This is a genomic window from Bradyrhizobium sp. USDA 4506 (assembly GCF_054058795.1).
The window spans coordinates 3,891,076-3,914,486 of sequence record NZ_JBSSBM010000002.1; the positions used below are offsets into that span (position 1 = coordinate 3,891,076).

Here is a 23,411-nt window from a genome sequence, read left to right on the forward strand (position 1 = left end):
CCCTGGGAGCGATGGATTTGGTTAGGATACCGAACGGTCTGTTTCCTGCACGAAGCGTGCCAGTCCCGCCGCAAATCAAAAGGCGAAATCCTGCAGGCGCTTAAGCGGGCCTGCCTGCGGATTGATCAGCGCGCGGCTGCTCAAACGCGGTGCATCTGCGGCGCCGCCGCGATTATTTTGAGCGCAGGACGGCGCACATGCCCGCCCCCGTGAAGATGCGGCTTGATGATTTCGGCGCGCTCCGATTTACTGCCGCGCATGGCCAAATCGCTTGCGAAGAAAAAACCTGCCGCGGCGTTCACCGCCGGCGACAATGAATCGGCGCGCGGGCGCCTGCTGAACGCCGCAACCCATCTGTTCTGCAAGAACGGCATCAACGCCACCGGCATCGATGCGATCATCGACGAGGCCGGAACCGCGAAGACCACGCTCTACAAGCTGTTCGGCTCGAAGACCAACCTCGTGCATGCGGTGCTGGAGAGCGAAGGCCGCCAGTGGCGCGAATGGTTCATCGGCGCGATCGAGGCCGGCGGCGGCGATCCGCAGACCAAGCTGTCGCGGATCTTCCCTGCCCTGAAGACCTGGTTCGCCGAGGAGCGCTTCTACGGCTGCCCCTTCATCAACGCGGTCGCCGAGCACGACAAGGACGCCAAGCAGTTCCGCAACATCGCGCTGAAGCACAAGAAGGTGGTGCTGGCGCATATCGAGAAGCTCGCCGGCGAGATGGGCGCGGCCGAGCCGGCCGTGCTGGCGCACCAGCTCGCGCTGCTGATCGACGGCGCCATCGTCGCGGCCATGGTGTCGTGTGATCCGACCGTCGCCGACACCGCGGGCCTTGCCGCGAGCAATCTGTTCGCGCCCGCCAAGGCGAAGAAGCCGAAGCGCGCCGGCGGCGCGGCGGAACAACAGCTCCTCGCCGTGTAACGCGACGGCCGCCGCAATCCGCGGCAGTCCTGCCCTTCTCACATATCGTAGTCTGCCGACGCGGCGTCCGCGCTGTTTCGGCGCGTCCGCCACCCTGGCAAGGCCGGCATTGGCGCAGACTTCATCCTTCTCGCCGCCGGCCGAACCGATCGTCGCGACCTCCGGCGTCGGTATTTCTGCGGCGCGATCGCCCGCCGGGTTTACCTGCCGTCAATCACGCCGCGCGATCGGCGCCGGCCTTAAACGCCTGTTAGGTCGGGCCGGGTCAGTTGCGCGGTGAAAGTACGAGGCAAGAACAATGCAGTCCGAAAAAGGACGATACAGCCAGCCGCGCTGGGGCGTGACGCGCTGGCTCGCCGACGCCGGACCGGGCGTACCTGACGACATCCGCGCGGCGCTGATCGGGGATCTCTACGGCTCGCTGCCGGTGTTTGCGGCTGGCGCGGTCAATACGGTCGCAGTCGCGGCCGTGGTTGCGATCCGCGAGCCGACCGCGCTGTTCATCACCTGGGTCGTCCTCGAACTCGTCATCTGCCTCTCGCGCCTCGCCGTGCTCGTGGTTGCGCATCGCGCCGCGCGCGAGCAGCGGCCGACCCCGACCGATTTGCATCTCGTGCTTGCAGTCGCCTGGAGCGCCAGCGTCGGCTTCGGCATCCTGATCAGCCTCGCAAGCGGCGATTGGGTGGTTGCGCTGCTGGCTTCGCTATCGGCGGCGGCGATGGTCGGCGGCATCTGCTTCCGCAATTTCAGTGCCCCGCGCCTTGCCGGCACCATGATCCTGCTCAGCCTCGGCCCGATCGTTCCGGGCGCGGCCCTTGCCGGCGAGCCGCTGCTCTTCATCGTCGTCATGCAGGTGCCGCTGTATCTCACGGCGATGACGGTGGCAGCCTTCCGCCTCAACAAGATGCTGATCGCCACGATGCGCGCCGAGCGCGAGAACGGCCATCTTGCCCATCACGACACCCTGACCGGCCTGCGCAATCGCGCCGGCTTCGTCGCGGCGCTGAACGCAAAGCTGGCGGCCCCCGCCGAGAATGGCGGGCCCTTTGCGCTGCTGTTCTTCGACCTCGACAATTTCAAGCCGGTCAACGACACCTATGGCCACGCCGCCGGCGATCAGGTGCTGATGCTGACCGCGGAGCGGCTGCGGCGTGCGCTGCCCGAAACCGCGGTAATCGCACGGCTCGGCGGCGACGAGTTCGTGGTGCTGGTCAACGGCGTCACGGCGGAACAGGCGCTCACGGCCGGCCAGCGCATCATCCAGACCGTCACGATGCCCTATCAGCTCGCGGGCGGCATCTCGGCCGAGGTCGGTGTCAGCGTCGGCATCGCGGTGTCGCCTGAGCACGGCACCGAGGCCGAACAGCTGCTGGCGTCCGCCGACGCCGCGCTGTACGAGGCGAAATCCGAAGGCAAGGCGCGGTGCCGGATGGCTTCCGTCGCGACCAATGTCGCCGCGCTGCGCCGCCTCACGCAGCACGGCCACGCGCCCGCCACCGATCGCAGCGCCGCCTGAGGCGCGGCGCTCGCCGTTACAGGTCGAAATTCGTCGGCAGCATCACGACGTCGCGGATGGTCATGCCGCGCGGCCGGGTCAGCATGAACATCACGACCTCGGCGACTTCGCTGGCCTCCAGCAGGCTTCCGGCCGCCTTGGCCTCCGCAAGCTTCTCGGGCGGCCAGTCCGCCAGCAGCGCGCTGATCACGGGTCCTGGCGAGATCGAGCCGACACGGATGCCGTGCTTGAACACCTGGCGCCGCACCGTCTGCACGAAGCAGTTGACCGCCCATTTCGACGACGCATAGACCGGCTCCCACGGCGTCGGGAAATGCGCGGCGAGCGAGCTCGTCACGATGATGTCGCCGGTGCCGCGCGTGATCATGTGCGGCAGCACGTCGTGCACGTTCTTCATCACGACGTTGACGTTGAGGTTCAGCATCCGGTCGATCGCAATCGTATCCGCATCGACGAGGTCGCCGCCGACATAAATGCCGGCATTGGCGTGCAGGATGTCGAGCTGGCCGGTCTTCTCGAGCACCTTGGGCAGCAAGGTTGCACACTGCGCGGGATCGAGCAGGTCGATCACCAGCGGGACCACCGCATCGCCGTGCTTGCGGGCGAGCGCTTGCAGCGCGGTGGCATCGCGGTCGACCATCACCACGCGCGCGCCCGCGGCCAGCATCGCCTCGCTGCTCGCCAGTCCAATCCCCGACGCCGCCCCGGTCACGGCCGCCACCTTGCCTTCCAACACTTTCGCCATCGGTCCACCCTGCTGAGATCACCACGACAGTCGCCGCAGTATAGCAATCCCGGACGGCATGTCGGTAACCGAGGATGGGGGAACGCGGCCTCCGCGGCTGACATCGTGCGAAAATTTCAGATGGTAGCGACTGCACACAAGTCCCAAAGCACCGCTGTGGAATGCTGCGCGCCGACATGCCCGTCAGAGGCTGCCAAACGGCCAACAAGAAGAAGCGGAGGACTACAATGACAAGGAACCGTTCGCCCCGGCTATCGCGCCGTCATCTCATCAAGGGCGCCGCGGCCACGTCAGCCGCGCTGCTGCTCGGCAGGCCCGCGATCGCCAGAGGCAAGACGGAGGGCAAGACCGAGATCGTCATCGGCAACATCGACGCCTATTCGGGACCGGCCGCGGTCTATTCGTCGATCGGCCGCACCCCCGGCGGCTATTTCAAGATGATCAACGAGCAAGGCGGCATCAACGGCCGCATGATCAAGTACATCACCTATGACGATGCCTACAGCCCGGCCAAGACCGTCGAGCAGGCGCGCAAGCTGGTCGAAGGCGACGAGATCGACGTGCTGTTTGCGCCGCTCGGCGCGCCGACCAATGCGGCGATCATGAAGTACATGAACCAGAAGAAGGTCCCGCACCTCTTCATTGCCTCGGGCGCGACCAAGTTCGGCGACTACAAGAATTTCCCCTACACCATGGGTTTCCAGCCCTGCTACCAGATCGAGGGCCGCGCCTTCGCGCAGCATGTGCTGTCGACACAGAACGATCCCAAAATCGGCATCGTCTACCAGAACGACGATTTCGGCCGCGACGTGCTGAAGGGCTTCAAGGACGGACTTGGCGCCAGGACGTCCGCAATCGTGGCGGAGCTGTCCTATGAGACCGCCGACCCGACCATCGACAGCCAGGTGGTCCGCTGCAAATCCGCCGGCGCCAACGTGTTCATGAGCATGACCACACCAAAATTCGCCGCCCAAGGCATCAAGAAGATCGCCGAGCTCGGCTGGCAACCGGCGCACTACATCGGCAACAACGCCTCCTCCGCCGGCTCGACGCTGAAAGCCGCGGGCTTCGACGTCTCCAAGGGGATCATTTCGAGCGCCTACCTGAAGGATCCCGTCGACGCCGCCTGGGACAGCGATCCCGCCATCCAGAAATGGCGCGCGTTCCTCGACAAATATGATCCGGCCGCCGCCAAGAACGACATCTACGCGGTCACCGGCTATCTCACCAGCCAGATCCTGGTCCAGGTGCTCAAGCAGTGCGGCGACGACGTCTCGTCCGAAAGCATCATCAAGCAGGCGGCCAACCTGAAGGATTTCGAATCCGACATGCTGCTGCCCGGCATCCGGATCAACACCTCGCCATCAGACCATTATCCGCTCGAGCAGTTGCAACTGGTGCGCTTCAGCGGCGAGCGCTACGAGCCGATGGGACCGGTGATCGACGGCGGCATCTCGAAGGCTTGATCGTCCGGGGCGTGCACCGCCGACGCAAAATGCGCCCGTAGGCTTTGTCGAAACCGCGCGCCCGACCCGGGACAAGGACGACAATAAGACATCAACTACGGATTGTAGGCAATCGTTTCAGGCGCTGCGACGCAACAGGCGGGCTTGCCTGCCTGACGTATCCAACCGACGGATTCTGAGGTAGCGTGTAGCGACCTCGAACGTGGCGAGCCATCATGCTCACGCTCTATTCCTATCCGCCGCTGTTCGGCGTCGCCGACAACAATGGCTATGGTCTGAAGGTGTTCGCTTTTCTGAAGCTCGCCGGCGTACCGTTCCGGCACGAACATATTTTCGATGCATCGAAGGCACCGCGCAAGCAATTGCCCTATGTCGTCGACGGCGACGACACTGTCGGCGACAGCGAGACCATCCTCGCCTATGTCACCGGAAAATATGACGTGACGCTGGATGCCGCGCTGACGCCGGCGCAGCGCACGACCAACCTCCTCGTCACGCGGACGCTCGACGATCTCTACTGGGTGATGTCCTATTCGCGCTGGCAGGACGCGCGCTATTGGCCCCAATTCCGCGACGCGCTCAAGCGCGAGCATCCAGCCCTCACCGACGACGGCTTGATGAAGGCCAAGGAGTTCAACGCGCAGCGCTATTATTACCAGGGCATCGGCCGCTTCGAGCCCGACGCCGCGATGGCCCGCGGCCTCGCCGATCTCGCCGCACTGGCGAGCCTGATCCCGAGCCAAGGCTATGTGCATGGCGACAGGCCGACGACTATCGACGCCGGCATCTATGGCTTCGTGGCCAATATCTACTTCTACGACATCGAGACGCCGTTGAAGCAATTCGTGGTCTCGCACGACGCCCTGGTACAACATTGCTGCGCCATCCACGCGGCAGTGAGTACGTGAGCCCGGGCGAACTCAACCTCTAACTCGATAGTTACCTTCGCGGCGGTGAGCGAACAGGCCGTTGCTCCGTCCACGGCGCAGGTGGAAATATCTGCGCTGGCGTGTCGCAGCCGGCCTCTCGCCAATAGATCGATTTCGGGGGTAGTATCCCGTCCTTGCGCTAACTGCGGAGCCGGTCATGGCTTCAAAACTGTCTTCGGGCATTATCGCGTTAGTCCTCGTTGGAGCAGCAGTGCTTTTGGTTGCAGGTCCGCCACCTGCATGGGGCCTGCTGTTGCTCGGCGCCTTCGCACTGGCGGCGCTCTATATTTTTGCGAGAATGAGGTCGCGCTACGATCCGCTCGATCCACGCTTCGGTAGCTGCATCCCTCCGATTTCCAAGCCGAAGGGCGGCGGCAATGAATCCACCACCTGAGCGCCGTCCAGCATCGATCAGATGCGGATCGCGCGAAGACGTCCTGATGGCCTAGAGCCGAGATGCAAAGCACGTCGGCTGCAATTCGCTAATGCCCGGTACGGAGATTCAGCTTCGCGTTCGATCTGGAATTTTGTGCAGTTTGTTTCAGACGACACTCCATTTTCAGCACCAGGAGATTGATCAAATGCAGACGCCTACGCCAAACCCCCGAGGAGCAGAGTTCTGGAACAGCACCATGGGGCACTCATGGGTTTCGCAGCAAGCCGTGATCAGCGAAGTCTTCACGTCGGTCACCAACGTCAGCCTGGGTGCCGCGGCGGCAAAGCCGGGTGAGCGTGTCATCGATATCGGATGCGGCACCGGTGACACAGTGTTGGCGTTCGCCAAGGCTGTTGGTCCGTCGGGTGCTGTGGTGGGTGTCGATATCTCGGTCCCGATGCTGGATCTGGCCAAGCATCGTGTCGCCGAGGCGGGATTTGGCAACGTGACCTGTGCGCTGGCCGACGCAACGATCTACGGCTTCGAACCGCGCTGGGCGGATCTGATGTATTCGCGTTTTGGCCTGATGTTCTTCGATGACCCGGTCAAGGCCTTCACCAACATCCGCGGCGGCATGAAAGCGGGCGGGCGGCTGGTGTTCGTCTGTTTTCGCACCATGCCGGAGTCGCCGTGGTTTCGCGTACCCATCGAGGCGGCCCGACCGCACGTGCCGCCACAGCCGCCGCTCGATCCATTGGCGCCCGGGATGTTTTCGTTCGCGCGCGAGGATCGCGTTCGCGGTATCCTGACCGAGGCCGGGTTTCACGAGATTGCGCTCAAGGCCACCGACGTACCGATCCATGGCGGCGACATCGCGCAAAGCATGGCCTTCATCACGCAGGCCGGCCCGCTGCCTGCGCTGCTCGAGAATGCCACGGACGATCAACGTCATCGCGCCATGGAAGCGGTACGCAACGCGCTCGCCGCAAGCCTCGGAGCTGATGGCCGCGACCTGCATGTGGGTCTGTGGCTCGTGTCGGCACTAGCCTAGCGAGATGCTGCCTTCGGGATTGTGACGGCAGAAATCGTGCCATCTGCGGCGCACCAACACGGTGTCGTCCTGGCGAAAGCCAGGACCCATTACCCCAAATCTCAATTGTTGCGCGACGCTGCGGCCTCGATCCCTTTCACAATCCAATGCGGTGGTTATGGGTCCTGGCTTTCGCCCATAGGCGCTAAGATAGTTTGATCATAGTCTGATAGTGGCGCTTATGTCTGGGTGGCTCGCGTAGATGTCGCCGGAGAGCGTGACTGGCTCTGCAGAGTAGAGCGATTGCGGGCTGTGGAATGATCGCTTGCCGTAGCGAAGCTACGAGCTGGCGCAGCAGACGCCACGTCACTGGGTGGGTCAGGCGGCGTCGGCCAAGCGGGGAGAGTCTTCGAGTTCGTCGACGAGCGGCTCGAGCAATAGAATGATCAGCAGATGAGCGAGGATATGGGGTCTGGCGGACCGCTCGTCGGTTCCGGGAGGTCCCTTCAGGCCAATCAGGCTTTTCAGCCGCTTGAAGCCGAGCTCAATGCGCCATCGCAGCCGATAGAGGGCGAGGATATCTGCAGTCGTGAAGTCCTCTGGCCTGAGTGAGGTCACCAGGATCACCCAATCTGCGGCGTCAAGTGTTTGCCTGGAGAGCTGATGACCTCCCTTTTGTGCAGTCCGGCGCGCCTTGCGTCGCGCAGCCGCAGCAGCTTGCGCCGGCTTCTTCGCGGCAACCAGACGCACTGCGAGCGGCGGCGCACCTGACTTGCGCTTTATCCAAATCGGCCGATCGATCAGGCCACGCGCCGAGGCGTTGCGCAGTTCGGCAGTGAGGTCAACAAGATTACCTTCGGCATCGAGCCAGCGCGCGCTCTTCCAGCCGGCCCGGATCACGAAGTCCGCATCGGCATCGACGAGATGCGCCATGCGCTCCGGTTGCAGATAGGCGCGATCGGCAAGACGGATCTCACCGGCAACCGCCGGTATCCGATCCAGCGTCTCGCCCGCTCGCTGATCGGTCAGTTCGAAGTGACCAAAGCGCTCCTGCGGAAGATCGAACGCGCTATGGATACGCCACACTGCGTTCTTGTTCCTGCCGCTCGTCCCAGCCTTGGGGACCGTCGTGGCGTCAACAATACGGATCAGACGACCGCGGCTCGCCTTCGGCGCCGCGGCGGCAAGCGCCTGCTCGACCAAGATTGCCAGCCAATCTCCGCACTGACGTAAGCGATACAACAGAGCCACGTTGGAGATATCGACAAGCCCAACCGACGTGGCCCATGCCGCCGTCAACCGCAGCCCTTTCTCACCAAGGCAATAAGCCAAGATCAGGCGCAGCAAGTCGACCGCATTGCTGATCTCCCGCGGACGGACAAACGCCTTCGTCTTGCGCGCGCTAATGTTCAGAGCCTCGGCTCCGCCAAGTCGGGCGACAACGCGCGCCCAATCTTTGTTCACAAGCGATTCGTGTGCCATTCCATCTTGGAATCACAAGCGAATCCAAGGCGCAAATCCTATTTTAGCGCCTATGGGCTTTCGCCAGGACGACGTGTGGAAAGAGTCGCTTACTCGAATCCCGTTCTTGCTCCGCGGACAGAGCAATTGCGTAAGCTACCGCTCCTGCTGCAGCCCCGCCTCCAGCCGCGCGAGCTCGGCGTCGAGGTCGCGCTCGACATCGGCCACCCGCATGTCGACCACCCGATAGTCGCGCGCCTCGAGCCAGGCTCTGCGCTTGGCACGGTCGGCACCGATGGCCTCGCTCTCGTTCGGGTTGACCAGCTCGATTGCAAGCCGGTGCACGAAGGAGACGAAGTCGGGGATGTGGCGGCCGACCGGGGTCTGGCGCTTGAACTGGCCGGCGAAGCGGCGGTCCCGCGTCAGCGCCTGCCACAGGATCCGTTCGGCGTCGGTCGGGTTGCGGCGGAGCAGCCGGGCGAGCCCGCGCACGGTGCTGCTGCTGTCGGCGGTCGCGCCGCCCTGCCCCTGCTCGGCAAGCAGCGCCCGCAAGCGCGTCGCCTGGGCGCCGTCGAGCACCCCGCCCTTGGCCGGGCCTTTGCGGCCCTCGGCGATCGCCATCACCACCCCATGAAGCGTGTGCATGTCCTGCTTGGTCGGATCCATCCTCGTGAAGATGTTGCGCAGGTTCACCAGCATGGTGTCGCGCTTCTCCGCCGGTCGCAGGAACTCGACCTTGTCGAGCTCGGCGACGAGGTTGTCGAAGAAGGCCTGCATCTGGTGCTGGGAGGCCGGCTCGGACCGCTCGGGCATCGCGAACGGCAGCGCACCCGCGGTCGAGAGCTTGAACCACTCGTAGCCCATCAACAGCACCGCCTGCGCCAGATTGAGCGAGGCGAAGCCCGGATTGACCGGGAAGGTGATGATGCGGTTGGCGAGCGCGACCTCCTCATTGGTCAGGCCGGCGCGCTCGCGCCCGAACAGGATGCCGGCGCCGCCGCCGGATGCGACATGACCGACGATCTCACCCGCCGCGCCTTCCGGCCCGACCACTGGCTTGGCTTGGTCGTGGGCCCGGGCGGTGGTCGCAAATACCAGCGTGAGATCGGCGATCGCCTGCTCGACCGTGTCGAACAGCTCGACGGAACCGATGATGTGGTCGGCGCCGGCGGCGGCACGCTGGGCCGCAATGTTCGGCCAGCCGTCGCGCGGGTTGACGATGCGCATCCTCGACAGCGCGAAATTGCCCATCGCGCGCGCGGCCATGCCGATGTTCTCGCCAAGCTGCGGTTCGACCAGGATGACGACGGGACCGGCAAGGTCGTGCCCTGCCTTGGTCTTGTCGGTGCCGGACATCTCACTTCACTTTCTGATTCAACGTCTGAAGATTTTGAATCAGCTTCCTAGGAGGCTGATTCAAAATCTCATGCAGGGGTCCAAGACCGCACCGACCAGCTTTGCACCGGTTCTGCGCGGGACCATTTTCTCCAAGGAGATAACAGGGTTAGCGGCGTTTGCGAATCCTCAATCGGAGTCCCAATCGCACGAAGCGAAGGCTGCCGCTTGCGCGCACTTGGCCTTCGGATAGGCTATCAACCACAACCAAAGCGAAGCTGTAAAGGCACGCTTGAGACGCCGGTTTCAACGGCGAGGCACATTGGGGGGACGACGATGCGGGGCAGATGGACGCTGGCGATTTTGGGCCTGATCTTGATCGTGGCGGGGGGCCTGCTCGCCCACTTCACGCAGACCGCCGGCAGCATCCGGATCGAGGATGTCCGCTTCAACGGCGCCAAGGGCAATACCATGAGCGCCCTGCTCTATATCCCACCGAATGCCACGCCGCAGATCCCGGCGCCCGGCATCCTCGCCGTCCACGGCTATATCAATTCGCGCGAGACCCAGGACGGCTTCGCGATCGAGTTCGCCCGCCGCGGCTATGTCGTGCTGGCGCTCGACCAGACCGGCCACGGCTACAGCGACCCGCCCTCCTTCGCCAACGGTTTTGGCGGACCTGACGGCCTTGCCTATCTCCGCAGCCTCCAATTCGTCGACAAGGAGAATATCGGGCTCGAGGGCCATTCGATGGGCGGCTGGACCGTGCTGGGGGCCGCCGCCGCGATGCCCAACGACTACAAGTCGATGGTGCTGGAGGGCTCGTCCACCGGCAAGCCGTTCGCTGCCGAGGGCACTGCGAGCTGGCCGCGCAATACCGCGCTCGTGTTCGCGCAGTACGAGGAATTCCCCGACCTGATGTGGGGTGTCCAGCTGGCGCGTGACGTCACCACGAGCCCGAAGCTCTGGGCGCTGTTCGGCACACAAGGCGCGGTCGAGCCGGGCAAGGTCTATGGCGATCCGGCCAACGGCACGGCCCGGGTGCTGTACACCCCGGCGATGACCCATCCGGCCGAGCACATCTCACATGAGGCGATCGGCTACAGCCTCGACTGGTTCGCCAAGACATTGAAGGGCGGCACGGCGCGGCCGGTCGACGACCAGATCTGGTTCCGCAAGGAGATCGGCACGCTGGTCGCGCTGATCGGTTTCATTGCCCTGGTCATCGGGACGTTCGACGGGCTGCTGGAGGCGCCGATGTTCTCCCGCCTTCGGCTGCCGGCGGTTGCCGACGGCACCATGCCGCCGCATCAGGCCGCGAGCGGCCGGCGCTGGACCACGGCGTTCATCCTGTCCGCCTTCATCCCGGCGCTGACCTATTACCCGGCCTTTGCACTGGGCGGCACTTTCGTCACCCCGAGCGCGTTCCTGCCGCAGGGCATCACCAACCAGATCCTGGTCTGGGCCATCATCAACGGCCTGATCACGCTCGCCCTGATGCGGTTCGCCCCGAACCGCGCCAGCCGGACCGGCCTCGTCGGTCAATCCGTCGTGATCGCGCTGGCTTCGGTCGCGGTCGGCTATGCCGCGCTATGGCTCGCCGACCTCGCCTTCAAGATCGACTTCCGCTTCTGGATCGTCGCACTCAAGTTGATGAGCGCGAAGCAATTCCTCATCTTCCTGATCTATCTGATTCCGTTCACGGCGTTTTTCGTCGTGGCGCTGCACGTGCTGCACCGGAATTTCTCGACCATGGATGCGCCGCGCGGGGCGCTGTACCTGACCAACATCCTGGCGCTGACGTTCGGTTTCATCGTGTTGCTGGTGCTGCAATACGGCACGCTGTGGCTGACGGGGAAGCTGTTCAACCCGGTCCCGGACCCCGGTTTCGTGCCGCTCTCGACCATCGTCGCGATCCAGTTCGTGCCCCTGCTCGCGATCGTCGCCGTGATCGCGACCTTCACCTGGCGGCGGACCGGATCGAGCCTGCCGGGGGCCCTGATCGCGGGCCTGTTCGTGACCTGGTACATCGTGGCCGGGACGGCGACGCAGGCGGCGTTTTAGAGGGTTTTCAAGCGAAGTGGGCACCGGTTCGCGTGAAGAAAACCCGTCAAGAACAAGGGCCGAGAGGCGCTATTCTGGTCCGTCCAGAATGGCGGTTCTCGGTGAAAAGATGGGCTGAAAGTGCATAACCCCTCCGCTTCCGCCCGCCCCCGGGCGGTGCTATAGCGCAGGCGTATTTTCCACCCCCGCCGTCAAAAGCGCGCCGTTCCCAAGAGGGCCTCCCCGTCATGGCAAAAATCAAGGTATCCAACCCCGTCGTCGAACTCGATGGCGACGAGATGACCCGGATCATCTGGCAGTACATCAAGGACAAGCTGATCAACCCGTTCCTGGATGTCGAACTGCTCTATTTCGATCTGGGCATGGAATACCGCGATGAGACCAACGACCAGGTGACCATCGACGCCGCCGAAGCCATCAAGAAGGTCGGCGTCGGCGTCAAATGCGCCACCATCACCCCCGACGAGGCCCGGGTGAAGGAGTTCGGCCTGAAGCAGATGTGGAAGTCGCCGAACGGCACCATCCGCAACATCCTCGGCGGCTGCATCTTCCGCGAGCCGATCATCTGCAAGAACGTGCCGCGCCTGGTTCCCGGCTGGACCAAGCCGATCATCATCGGCCGCCATGCCTATGGCGACCAGTACCGCGCCACCGACATCAAGTTCCCCGGCAAGGGCACGCTGTCGCTGAAGTTCGTCGGCGAGGACGGCACCGTGATCGAGAAGGAAGTGTTCAAGGCGCCCGGCGCCGGCGTCGCGATGGAGATGTACAATCTCGACGACTCCATCACCGATTTCGCCCGCGCCTCGTTCAATTACGGCCTGATGCGCAACTACCCGGTCTATCTGTCGACCAAGAACACGATTCTGAAGGTCTATGACGGCCGCTTCAAGGACATCTTCCAGGACGTCTTCGACCGCGAGTTCAAGAAGGAATTCGAGGCCAAGGGCCTGACCTACGAGCACCGCCTGATCGACGACATGGTGGCCTCGGCGCTGAAATGGTCCGGCGGTTATGTCTGGGCCTGCAAGAACTATGACGGCGACGTGCAGTCCGACACCGTGGCCCAGGGTTACGGCTCGCTCGGCCTGATGACCTCGGTGCTGCTCACCCCGGACGGCAAGACCGTGGAAGCCGAGGCCGCCCACGGCACCGTGACCCGCCACTACCGCGAGCACCAGAAGGGCAAGGAGACCTCGACCAACTCGATCGCGTCGATCTTCGCCTGGACCCGTGGCCTCGCCCATCGCGCCAAGCTCGACAACAACGAGGCGCTGGCCAAGTTCGCCACCACCCTGGAGAAGGTCTGCGTCGCCACCGTCGAAGAGGGCTACATGACCAAGGACCTCGCGCTCCTGGTCGGCGCCGACCAGCGCTGGCTCTCGACCACCGGATTCCTCGACAAGGTGTCCGACAACCTCGTGAAGGCGATCGCGGCCTGAGGCCGTCATCCTGGGAAGACAGGTGCGAGCATGACCATGGCCCTTGTCAGAGCCGTCGTGCTCGCATCGTTCTCGCTAACCGCGTCGGCGGCATTCGCTGCCGATCCCCTGCCCGACGCCGTCGCGGCGCCTGGCGAGTCCAAGATCCTCACCGTCCATGCCGAGGGCGTGCAGGTCTATGAGTGCAAGCCGGTCAGCGACGGCAAGCTCGCCTGGTCGTTCCGCGAACCGATCGCGACCCTGATCGCCGACGGTCGCACGGTCGGCCGGCATTATGCGGGTCCGAACTGGGAGCATGTCGACGGCAGTGTCGTGACCGCCCGCACCGCCGGCAGCGCACCCGGCACCACCGCCGCCGATATTCCCTGGCTGAAGCTCGAGGTGATCGCCCACCGCGGCAACGGCCTGCTCTCCGGCGTCGCAACCGTGCAGCGGATCAACACCTCGGGCGGCGAGCTCAGCGGCGCCTGCGACAAATCAGGCGCGCTGAAAGGCGCGGCCTACTCGGCGGATTACGTGTTCCTGCGGCGGGACTAAGCGTTTTCGAGCGAAGTGGATACCGGTTCGCGTGAAGAAACGCGCCAAACGAAGAATCGAGAGCCTCGTTCCGATTCAATCGGAATGAGATTCTAGTCGCGGATGCCGCCGTCGGTCTCGCGCGGCGCCTGGGCGATCTCCGCGGCGGCCAGGTCGCCGCCGGCCGCAAGCGGATCGGCAAGCCGCGCCTCCGCGGTCTCCCGGACATGCGCGGCGAGCGCCGGCATGCGCTCGATCAGGGCATGGAAGTCCTGCGCATCGAGCACCAGGAGCTTGGTCTTGCGCGTCGCCGTCACCGTGCCGGAGCGGCTGGTCCGCCGCAGCAGCGCGATCTCGCCGAAGAACGCGCCGTCGGAAAGCCGCACAAGCTGGCTCGGCAGGTCGATCTCGACCTCGCCCGCGGTGATGAAATACATCGATGACGCCGCATCGCCGCGTCGCACCAAGACCTCGCCGGCCTCGATGGTCTGCGACCGCAGCAAGCGCATGATGTCGGAAATATCGGCAGCGCCAAGATGTGAGAACAGCGGCACCCGCGCCAGCATGCCCCAGGTCACGACGAAGTCGCGGCGCCGGACCTCGTCGGCGAACGCGGTCGAGATGATCGCGACCGGCAGCGCGATCATCGCGAAGCCGACCACGATCGCGACCACCGTGACGGTCCGGCCGAGCGGCGTAATCGGGACGACGTCGCCGTAACCGACGGTGCCGAGCGTCACGATCGCCCACCACATCGCCTGCGGCATGGTGCCGAACTTGTCCGGCTGCACCCTGTGCTCGATGGCATAGAGCAGCGAGGCAAACAGCAGCACGGCGCCGGTCAGGATCACCACGCAGCCGAACAGCGTGCGCCGCTCGGCATGTAGCGCCGCCAGCAGCGAGCGCATCGCGGTCGAATAGCGCACCAGCTTGAGGAACGGCAGCATGCCGAACAGCACCAGCGCGGTCTTGTCGCCGGTCGCAAGCGCGACGGCCGACGGCAGGAAGGCCAGCAGGTCGATCACGCCGAGCGCCGAGAAGGCGTATTCCAGCCGCGCCCGCGCCGGCGTCATGTCGCGCAGCGAGTGGCCGACCACGCTCCAGAGCCGCGCGGCATATTCCAGCGCGAAGGCGATGACCGCCGCGATCTCGATGGTCGTCAGCAGCCAGCCGAACTGCGCGTCGATCTCGGGCACGGAGGCCAGGATCGCCGCCAGCACATCGACGGCGATGATGGCGACGATGACCCGGGCAAAGCGCAAGCCGCCCGAATGCGGCAGATCATCGCGTTCGAGCAGCTCGTAGAGACGGTCGCGCAGCCCGGGATCGCTGATCGTGGGCTTGAGCGGAGCCGTCGCCACGATCAACCTCTCCGTCAGGCGCCGGCCGATGCCTGTTGAGTCATGGCCTGTTCGATCGCCGACAGCGCGGCGTCGGCCTTGGCGCCGTCGGGCCCGCCGGCCTGCGCCATGTCGGGCCGGCCGCCGCCGCCCTTGCCGCCGAGCACCTCGGAGCCCTTGCGCACGAGCTCGACCGCGTTGAACCGCGCGGTCAGATCGGCGGTGACGCCGACCACGATGCCGGCCTTGCCGTCCTCGGTGACGCCAACGATCGCGACCACGCCCGAGCCGATCTGCTTCTTGCCGTCGTCGACGAGACTCTTGAGATCCTTGGTCTCGACGCCCTCGACCGCGCGCGCCAGCAGCTTGACATTGCCGACCTCGCGAACGGCTGAGGCGGCGCCGTTCGACGCACCGCCGCCGCCCATCGCGAGCTTCTTGCGGGCGTCGGACAAATCGCGCTCGAGCTTCTTGCGCTCTTCCATCAGAGCTGTGATGCGCGCCGGCACGTCGTCGATCGTGGTGCGCAGCTCCAGCGCCGCGGTCTTGGCCAGCGCGATGGTGTCGTTGGCGTGCTTGCGCGCATGATGCCCGGTCAGCGCCTCGATACGGCGCACGCCGGACGCGACCGCGCCCTCGCTGGTCACGGAAATCATGCCGATGTCACCGGTGCGGCGGACATGGGTGCCGCCGCAGAGCTCGACCGACCAGCCAAGCGCGTTCTGGCCATGATCGCGGGCGCCCTTGCCCATCGACACGACGCGAACCTCGTCGCCGTATTTCTCGCCGAACAGCGCGCGGGCGCCGGCCTCGCGGGCATCGTCGACGCCCATGACCCGGGTCGTGACCTCGTCATTCTCCAGCACGACATCGTTGGCGATGTCCTCGATCCGGGCGAGCTCTTCCGGCGTGATCTGCTTCGGATGCACGAAGTCGAAGCGCAGCCGGTCCGGCGTGACCAGCGAGCCGCGCTGCGCGATGTGATCGCCGAGCACCTGGCGCAGCGCCTCGTGCAGCAGATGCGTCGCCGAATGGTTGGCGCGGATCGACGAGCGCCTGGTGTGATCGACCTCGAGCTGCAATGTGGTGCCGACGCCGAGCGTGCCCTGCTCCACCGTGCCGAGATGCACGAACAGATCGCCGGCCTTCTTCTGCGTGTCGGTGACGCGGAACTTGACGCCCTCCCCGGTCAGCACGCCGGTGTCGCCGACCTGGCCGCCGGACTCGCCGTAGAACGGGGTCTGGTTCAGCACGATCGCGCCGCTCTCGCCGGCCTTCAGGCTCTCGACCTCGGCGCCGTCCTTGATCAGCGCCGTCACCGCGCCTTCCGCGCTCTCGGTCTCGTAGCCGAGGAATTCGGTCGCACCGAGCTTCTCGCGCAGCGGGAACCAGATCGCCTCGCTCGCCGCCTCGCCCGAGCCCGCCCACGAGGCACGCGCCTTGACGCGCTGCCGCTCCATCGCGTCGGTGAACGACGCCTGGTCGACGCTGATGCCGCGCGACTTCAGCGCGTCCTGCGTCAGATCGAGCGGGAAGCCGTAGGTGTCGTACAGCGTGAACGCGGTGTCGCCGTCGAACATGTCGCCCTTCTTGAGGCCGGCGCTCTTCTCGTCGAGGATCGACAGGCCGCGCGCCAGCGTCTTGCGGAAGCGCGTCTCCTCCAGCCGCAGCGTCTCCTCGATCAGCTTCTCCGCACGGACCAGATCCGGATAGGCCTGGCCCATCTCGCGGACCAGCGCCCAGACCAGGCGATGCATCAGCGGCTCGCTCGCGCCCAAGAGCTGTGCATGGCGCATCGCGCGGCGCATGATCCGGCGCAGCACGTAGCCGCGGCCCTCGTTCGACGGCAGCACGCCGTCGGTGATCAGGAACGCGGACGAGCGCAGATGGTCCGCGATCACCCGATACGACCCAACGTTCTGCTCGTTCGGACCGTGCCCGAGGGTAGACGCGGCGGCATCGATCAGATTGCGGAACAGATCGGTCTCGAACACGCTCTCGACGCCCTGCAGGATGCAGGCCATGCGCTCGAGCCCCATGCCGGTGTCGATCGAGGGACGCGGCAGCGCTACGCGCTCCTCCTTCGTCACCTGCTCGTACTGCATGAACACCAGATTCCAGAATTCGAGGAAGCGATCGCCATCCTCATCCGGGCTGCCCGGAGGGCCGCCCCAGATGTGCTCGCCGCGGTCGATGAAGATTTCGGAGCACGGTCCGCACGGGCCGGTGTCGCCCATCGCCCAGAAATTGTCCGAGGTCGGGATGCGGATGATGCGGTCGTCCGAGAAGCCCGCGATCTTCTTCCAGTAGCCGGCCGCCTCGTCGTCGGTGTGGTAGACGGTGACCAGCAGCTTGTCCTTCTTCAGCCCGAAATCCTTGGTGATCAGATTCCAGGCGAGCTCGATCGCGCGCTCCTTGAAGTAATCGCCGAACGAGAAGTTGCCGAGCATCTCGAAGAAGGTGAGATGGCGCGCGGTGTAGCCGACATTGTCGAGGTCGTTATGCTTGCCGCCGGCGCGCACGCACTTCTGCGACGTCGTGGCGCGCTGGTAGCCGCGCTTCTCGACGCCGGTGAAGACGTTCTTGAACTGCACCATGCCGGCATTGGTGAACATCAAGGTCGGGTCGTTGCGCGGAACCAGCGGCGACGAGGCCACGATCTCGTGCCCGTTCTCCTTGAAGAAGTTCAGAAATGTCGACCTGATGTCGTTGACGCTGCTCATGTTCATCCAATCGGAAAAAGGGGCCGGCCAGCCGCAAAAAGGCGTCATTTTCCGGCCGAACGCTTTTAGACATTGCCAGCTGCGGTGTCCAGAAACTGTGCAGGCGGATCATGGGCTTGCCGCGGCAGCACAAAGCCCATTGGATAGTTGCTGCAGCTGCGTTGACAGTCTTGGTGGCGCCGTGTTTTCTACCTACCTATACCTAGTCACGTCGGGAGAGACCGGCCTTACCGCCGGCGCCGAAGGAGCAACCGCCCCGGAAACTCTCAGGCAAAAGGACCGCGTGACGTCTGACATCTGGAAAGAGACGCTGGGGTTCGCCCCGATGCGTCCGCCGACGGGATAATACTCTCAGGCACAGCGACAGATGGGGCTTTCTGCAGGTTTCTCAAGGGGAAATAGGTCCCCGGCGGGAACCGCGAGGGCCCTGTGATGCTTGCGCGCGAAACCTCCCCGCTGAAACAGACCCCGCTGCACGCGCTGCACCTTGCGCGCGGCGCCAAGATGGTGCCGTTCGCCGGCTATGACATGCCGGTGCAATACGCGGCCGGCGTGCTGAAGGAGCACCTGCACACCCGCAAGGAAGCCGGCCTGTTCGATGTGTCGCACATGGGCCAGCTCGTGCTGAGGGCCAAATCTGGCAAGGTCGCGGATGCCGCGCTCGCGCTGGAAAAACTGGTGCCGCAGGACATCGTCGGTATCGCGCCGGGACGGCAGCGCTACGCGCAATTCACTAACAATGACGGTGGCCTGCTCGACGACCTGATGGTGGCGAATTTCGGAGATCACCTGTTCCTGGTGGTCAACGCCGCCTGCAAGGCCGAGGACGAGGCGCATCTCCGCGCGCATCTCTCCGACGCCTGCGAGATCATCTCGCTGGCCGACCGCGCGCTGATCGCGCTGCAGGGCCCGAAAGCCGAATCGGCGCTGGCGAATCTTTGTGCGGATGTCAGTTCGATGAAATTCATGGATGCCGGTCCGCGCGGCGTCGGCGACGTCGACTGCTTCGTCTCGCGCTCCGGCTATACCGGCGAGGACGGCTTTGAGATCTCGGTGCCCGCAGACAAGGTGGAAGCCCTGGTCACCGCGCTGCTCGACAATCCCGACGTGTTGCCGATCGGGCTCGGCGCGCGCGACAGCCTGCGGCTCGAAGCCGGGCTGTGCCTCTATGGCCATGACATCGACACCACGACGACGCCGGTCGAAGGCGCGCTGGAATGGTCGGTGCAGAAGGTTCGCCGCAGCGGCGGCGCCCGCGCCGGCGGCTTCCCCGGCGCCGACAAAATTCTCGCGCAATTCGCAGATGGCGCTGCGCGCCGACGGGTCGGCCTGAAGCCTGACGGCCGCGCACCGGTGCGCGAAGGCGCCGCGCTGTTCGCCGATGCCGGCTCGACCGAGCAGATCGGCAAGGTGACCTCGGGCGGCTTCGGCCCGAGCCTCAATGCGCCGGTTGCGATGGGCTACCTGCCCACGGCCCTTTCCGCCGTCGGCACCACCGTTTTCGCCGAAGTGCGCGGCCAGCGGCTGCCGCTGAAAGTCGCCGCTACGCCCTTCGTCCCCAATACCTACAAACGCTGAACGCCAAAGGATCGACCCCATGACGACGCTGTACACGTCCGACCACGAATGGCTCCGCATCGAGGGCGACGTCGCCACGATCGGGATCACCGACTATGCGCAGTCGCAGCTCGGCGACGTCGTGTTCGTCGAACTGCCCAAGGTCGGCCGCAGCCTGAAGAAGGCCGAGGCCGCCGCTGTCGTCGAATCCGTCAAGGCCGCTTCCGACGTCTACGCGCCGATCGCCGGCGAGGTGGTCGAGGTCAACGACGCGCTCGCCGCCGAGCCCGCGCTGGTCAATTCCGACGCCGGCGGCAAGGCCTGGTTCTTCAAGCTGAAGATTGCCGACAAGGGCGAGCTCGGCGGCCTGATGGACGAGGCCGCCTACGCCGCGCACACCGCCTAAAGGATCACCCCGAGGATCACGTCATGAACGCGCCCTTCAAGCCGATCAACGAAGCCGCCACCGATTTCGTGCGCCGCCACATCGGACCGTCGCCCCGCGACGTCAACGCGATGCTGGAGACGGTCGGCGCCGCGAGCCTGCAGGCGCTGATGAACGAGACGCTGCCGGCGTCGATCCGGCAGAAGGCGCCGCTCGATCTCGGCCGGGCGCTGAGCGAGACCGAGGCGCTCGCGCATATGAGCGAGCTCGCCGCGCAGAACCAGGTGTTCACCTCGCTGATCGGCCAGGGCTATTCCGGCACCATCCTGCCCGCGGTGATCCAGCGCAACATTCTGGAGAACCCGGCCTGGTACACCGCCTATACGCCGTACCAGCCGGAGATCAGCCAGGGCCGGCTCGAGGCGCTGTTCAACTTCCAGACCATGATCTGCGATCTCACCGGGCTCGACGTCGCCAACGCCTCGCTGCTCGACGAGGCGACCGCCGCGGCGGAAGCGATGGCGCTCGCCGAGCGCCACTCGCAGGTCAAAGCGAAGGTGTTCTTCGTCGACAAGGAGGTGCATCCGCAGACGCTGGCGGTGATGCGCACGCGCGCCGCGCCGCTGGGCTGGGCGCTGGTGGTCGGCGATCCCCTGACCGAGCTCGACAACGCCGATGTGCTCGGCGCGCTGTTGCAATATCCGGGCACATCGGGCGCGGTACGCGACCTTAAGCCTGCGATCGCGTCGCTGCGCGCCAAGGGCGCGCTTGCGATCGTCGCGGCGGACCTGCTGTCGCTGACGCTGCTCGCCTCGCCCGGCGAGCTCGGCGCCGACATCGCGATCGGTTCGGCGCAGCGGTTCGGCGTGCCGACGGGGTATGGCGGACCGCACGCCGCCTACATGGCGGTGCGCGACACGCTGAAGCGCTCGCTGCCCGGCCGCATCGTCGGCCTCTCGGTCGATTCGCGCGGTGCGCCGGCCTACCGCCTCGCGCTGCAAACCCGCGAGCAGCATATCCGCCGCGAGAAGGCGACCTCGAACATCTGCACCGCGCAGGTGCTGCTCGCCGTGATCGCCTCGATGTATGCGGTCTATCACGGTCCCGAGGGCCTGACCCATATCGCACGCAGCGTGCATCGTCGCGCCACCGTGCTCGCCGCCGGCCTGCGCAAGCTCGGCTTTGCGCCGACCAGCGAAGCGTTCTTCGATACCGTGACCGTCGAGGCAGGTAGCAAGCAGATCGAGCTCGTCACCCGCGCGCAGGCCGAACGGATCAATCTGCGGATCGGCGCGACCACGCTCGGCATCGCGCTCGACGAGACCTCGACGCCGGAGACGGTCGAGGCGGTGTGGCGCGTGTTCGGCGGCAAGCTCAGCTATGCCGAGATCGAGGCCGGCGCGCACGAGGCGCTGCCGAAGGAGCTGCGGCGCACCAGCGCCTTCCTCAGCCATCCGGTGTTCAATACGCATCGTTCCGAGACCGAGCTGCTGCGCTACATGCGCAAGCTCAGCGATCGTGACCTCGCGCTCGACCGCGCGATGATCCCGCTCGGCTCTTGCACGATGAAGCTCAACGCCACCACCGAGATGATCCCGCTGACCTGGCCGGCGTTCGGCAATCTGCATCCGTTCGCGCCGGCGGATCAGGCCAAGGGCTATCACGCGCTGTTCAAGCGGCTGGAGCAATGGCTGTGCGACATCACCGGCTATGACGCGGTCTCGCTGCAGCCGAATTCCGGCGCGCAGGGCGAATATGCCGGGCTGCTGGCGATCCGCGGCTATCACCTCGCGCGCGGCGAGCCGCACCGCAAGGTGTGCCTGATCCCCTCCTCCGCGCACGGCACCAATCCGGCCTCGGCTGCGATGGTCGGCATGGAGGTCGTGGTCGTCGCGTGCGATGCGCGCGGCGACGTCGACGTCAATGATCTTCGCGCCAAGGCGGAGAAGCACTCCGCCAACCTTGCCGCGGTCATGATCACCTATCCGTCGACCCACGGCGTGTTCGAGGAGCATATCCGCGAGATCTGCGACATCGTGCATGCCCATGGCGGCCAGGTCTATCTCGACGGCGCCAACATGAACGCGCAGGTCGGACTGTCGCGGCCCGGCGATTACGGCGCCGATGTCAGCCATCTCAACCTGCACAAGACCTTCTGCATTCCGCATGGCGGCGGCGGCCCCGGCATGGGCCCGATCGGCGTGAAGGCGCATCTTGCGCCCTATCTGCCGGGCCATCCCGCAACCGACGGGGCAACTGCGCACGCCATCGGCCCGGTGTCGGCCGCGCCGTTTGGCTCGGCGTCGATCCTGACCATCTCCTACATCTACATCCTGATGATGGGCGGCGAAGGTCTGACGCGCGCCACCGAGATCGCGATCCTCAACGCCAACTACATCGCCGCACGGCTGCAGCCGCACTTTCCGGTGCTGTACCGCAACGAGCGCGGCCGCGTTGCGCATGAGTGCATCGTCGATCCGCGGCCGCTGAAGACGACCAGCGGCGTCACCGTCGACGACATCGCAAAACGCCTGATCGACTACGGCTTCCACGCGCCGACCATGAGCTTCCCGGTGGCGGGCACGCTGATGATCGAACCGACGGAATCGGAATCGAAGTTCGAGATCGACCGCTTCTGCGACGCCATGATCGCGATCCGCGACGAAATCGCGGAGATCGAGAAGGGCCGCTGGAAGGTCGAGGCCTCGCCCCTGCGCCACGCGCCGCATACCGTGCACGACATCGCCGACGATGTCTGGAACCGGGCCTACACCCGCGCCGAGGGCTGCTTCCCGGCCGGCGTGTCACGGTCCGACAAATACTGGAGCCCGGTCGGCCGCGTCGACAACGTCTATGGCGACCGCAATCTGGTGTGCTCGTGCCCGCCGGTCGAGGATTACGCGCAGGCGGCGGAGTAAGGAGCTACTGCAGCTATGTGGCGTTGCGTCTCTGACGCCTGATTCACTGGGTGTCATTCCGGGGCTCGCGAAGCGAGAACCTCAGGTGCGCAACTGCGCACCGGGGAATCTCGATCCACGACCTCTGGATTCCCCGATGCGCCCATTGCGCATCTGCGGTTCGCGACTTCGTCGCGCCCCGGAATGACGGACTGGCCCGCCCGCGGCAGGAGGAAACATGCGCGAGGAATTCTGGTTCCATTTCCCGTTTCGCGTCCGCTATTCGGAGGTCGACGCACAGGCGGTGGTGTTCAACGCCCACTACCTCACCTATTTCGACACCGCCATCACCGAATATTTCCGCGCGCTCGGCTACGACTATCTCGGCGAGGTGGCGCGGACTGGCATCGACTTCCACACTGTGAAATCGGTCGTCGAATACAAGGCGCCGATCCGGTTCGACGAGGACATCGAGGTCTGCGTCCGCGTCGCGCGGATCGGCCGCTCCTCGATCAATCTTGCGCTCGCGATCTTCGCCAAGGGCTCCGATGAACTGCGCGCCACCGGCGAGATCATCTGGGTCGCGACCGATCAGAAGACCCATCAGTCGGTCGCGGTGGCCGAGGATTTGCGGGCACTGATCGCAAGCCGGGAGAAGACGCTGGCATAGGCATAGGCTGATTGCGCACACACGTTGTGCGGATC

Annotated in this window: 18 protein-coding genes and 1 riboswitch; of the genes, 13 read left to right on the forward strand and 5 right to left on the reverse strand. The window is 65.2% G+C overall.

Going from position 1 to position 23,411, the window contains the following annotated elements; genetic code table 11:
* Window positions 1–258 precede the first annotated feature (258 nt).
* Both ACVIHF_RS20700 and ACVIHF_RS20705 read left to right on the forward strand, forming a co-directional pair.
* On the forward strand, window positions 259–924 hold the full coding sequence (locus ACVIHF_RS20700; RefSeq protein ID WP_456781895.1) for a TetR/AcrR family transcriptional regulator: 666 nt from the start codon (window positions 259–261) through the stop codon (window positions 922–924).
* A 298-nt stretch (window positions 925–1,222) separates the two neighbouring features.
* Complete coding sequence (locus ACVIHF_RS20705) at window positions 1,223–2,440, forward strand: diguanylate cyclase domain-containing protein (protein ID WP_456792439.1); 1,218 nt, start codon at window positions 1,223–1,225, stop codon at window positions 2,438–2,440.
* 16 nt (window positions 2,441–2,456) lie between these two features.
* On the opposite strand, the gene ACVIHF_RS20710 is transcribed toward ACVIHF_RS20705, so the two are convergent.
* Complete coding sequence (locus tag ACVIHF_RS20710; RefSeq protein ID WP_253607927.1) at window positions 2,457–3,185, reverse strand: SDR family oxidoreductase; 729 nt, start codon at window positions 3,183–3,185, stop codon at window positions 2,457–2,459.
* Between the two features lie 227 nt (window positions 3,186–3,412).
* On the opposite strand from ACVIHF_RS20710, the gene ACVIHF_RS20715 reads away from it, so the two are divergent.
* The 4 genes from ACVIHF_RS20715 to ACVIHF_RS20730 all read left to right on the forward strand — a co-directional run bounded on the left by ACVIHF_RS20715 (window position 3,413) and on the right by ACVIHF_RS20730 (window position 7,007).
* Complete coding sequence (locus tag ACVIHF_RS20715; protein ID WP_253607926.1) at window positions 3,413–4,651, forward strand: ABC transporter substrate-binding protein; 1,239 nt, start codon at window positions 3,413–3,415, stop codon at window positions 4,649–4,651.
* 215 nt (window positions 4,652–4,866) lie between these two features.
* Complete coding sequence (locus tag ACVIHF_RS20720; protein ID WP_253607925.1) at window positions 4,867–5,559, forward strand: glutathione S-transferase C-terminal domain-containing protein; 693 nt, start codon at window positions 4,867–4,869, stop codon at window positions 5,557–5,559.
* 178 nt (window positions 5,560–5,737) lie between these two features.
* Window positions 5,738–5,974 carry a hypothetical protein gene (locus tag ACVIHF_RS20725; RefSeq protein WP_253607924.1) on the forward strand — a complete coding sequence of 79 codons (237 nt, stop codon included), beginning with the start codon at window positions 5,738–5,740 and terminating at the stop codon, window positions 5,972–5,974.
* A gap of 187 nt (window positions 5,975–6,161) precedes the next feature.
* The gene (locus tag ACVIHF_RS20730) at window positions 6,162–7,007 is read left to right on the forward strand and encodes a class I SAM-dependent methyltransferase (RefSeq protein WP_253607923.1); all 846 of its coding nucleotides are present in this window, start codon (window positions 6,162–6,164) and stop codon (window positions 7,005–7,007) included.
* Window positions 7,008–7,364: 357 nt separating this feature from the next.
* Here the strand turns inward: ACVIHF_RS20730 and ACVIHF_RS20735 are convergent, their stop codons facing one another.
* A complete protein-coding gene (locus ACVIHF_RS20735) occupies window positions 7,365–8,333 on the reverse strand; it encodes an IS4 family transposase (protein ID WP_310885498.1) in 969 nt (322 codons plus the stop codon).
* 270 nt (window positions 8,334–8,603) lie between these two features.
* Entirely contained in the window at window positions 8,604–9,803 is a 1,200-nt protein-coding gene (locus ACVIHF_RS20740) for a TrmJ/YjtD family RNA methyltransferase (protein ID WP_456780257.1), read from the reverse strand.
* 315 nt (window positions 9,804–10,118) lie between these two features.
* Here ACVIHF_RS20740 and ACVIHF_RS20745 point away from each other — a divergent pair, with 315 nt between their 5' ends.
* From ACVIHF_RS20745 to ACVIHF_RS20755, 3 genes are all read left to right on the forward strand, one after another.
* Window positions 10,119–11,846 carry an alpha/beta hydrolase family protein gene (locus tag ACVIHF_RS20745; protein ID WP_456780256.1) on the forward strand — a complete coding sequence of 576 codons (1,728 nt, stop codon included), beginning with the start codon at window positions 10,119–10,121 and terminating at the stop codon, window positions 11,844–11,846.
* A gap of 227 nt (window positions 11,847–12,073) precedes the next feature.
* Window positions 12,074–13,288, forward strand: a complete 1,215-nt coding sequence (locus ACVIHF_RS20750) for an NADP-dependent isocitrate dehydrogenase (RefSeq protein ID WP_253607920.1) — start codon at window positions 12,074–12,076, stop codon at window positions 13,286–13,288.
* Window positions 13,289–13,318: 30 nt separating this feature from the next.
* Window positions 13,319–13,825 (forward strand): DUF3455 domain-containing protein, encoded by a 507-nt coding sequence (locus ACVIHF_RS20755; RefSeq protein WP_410469768.1) that lies wholly within the window; start codon window positions 13,319–13,321, stop codon window positions 13,823–13,825.
* Between the two features lie 92 nt (window positions 13,826–13,917).
* On the opposite strand, the gene ACVIHF_RS20760 is transcribed toward ACVIHF_RS20755, so the two are convergent.
* Together ACVIHF_RS20760 and alaS are read right to left on the reverse strand one after the other, a co-directional pair.
* Window positions 13,918–15,168, reverse strand: coding sequence for a cyclic nucleotide-gated ion channel (locus ACVIHF_RS20760; protein WP_456794106.1), 1,251 nt, complete (start codon window positions 15,166–15,168; stop codon window positions 13,918–13,920).
* Window positions 15,169–15,179: 11 nt separating this feature from the next.
* A complete protein-coding gene (gene alaS / locus ACVIHF_RS20765) occupies window positions 15,180–17,867 on the reverse strand; it encodes an alanine--tRNA ligase (RefSeq protein WP_438072633.1) in 2,688 nt (895 codons plus the stop codon).
* A 202-nt stretch (window positions 17,868–18,069) separates the two neighbouring features.
* A riboswitch (glycine riboswitch) is annotated at window positions 18,070–18,158 on the forward strand.
* A gap of 141 nt (window positions 18,159–18,299) precedes the next feature.
* On the opposite strand from alaS, the gene gcvT reads away from it, so the two are divergent.
* From gcvT to ACVIHF_RS20785, 4 genes are all read left to right on the forward strand, one after another.
* A complete protein-coding gene (gcvT, locus tag ACVIHF_RS20770; protein ID WP_456780255.1) occupies window positions 18,300–19,445 on the forward strand; it encodes a glycine cleavage system aminomethyltransferase GcvT in 1,146 nt (381 codons plus the stop codon).
* 19 nt (window positions 19,446–19,464) lie between these two features.
* Window positions 19,465–19,830 (forward strand): glycine cleavage system protein GcvH, encoded by a 366-nt coding sequence (gene gcvH / locus ACVIHF_RS20775; protein WP_253607916.1) that lies wholly within the window; start codon window positions 19,465–19,467, stop codon window positions 19,828–19,830.
* A 23-nt stretch (window positions 19,831–19,853) separates the two neighbouring features.
* Window positions 19,854–22,727 carry an aminomethyl-transferring glycine dehydrogenase gene (gene gcvP, locus ACVIHF_RS20780; protein WP_456780254.1) on the forward strand — a complete coding sequence of 958 codons (2,874 nt, stop codon included), beginning with the start codon at window positions 19,854–19,856 and terminating at the stop codon, window positions 22,725–22,727.
* Window positions 22,728–22,944: 217 nt separating this feature from the next.
* Window positions 22,945–23,376: an acyl-CoA thioesterase gene (locus ACVIHF_RS20785; protein ID WP_310883390.1), complete on the forward strand. Its 432-nt coding sequence runs from the start codon at window positions 22,945–22,947 to the stop codon at window positions 23,374–23,376.
* Window positions 23,377–23,411 lie beyond the last annotated feature (35 nt).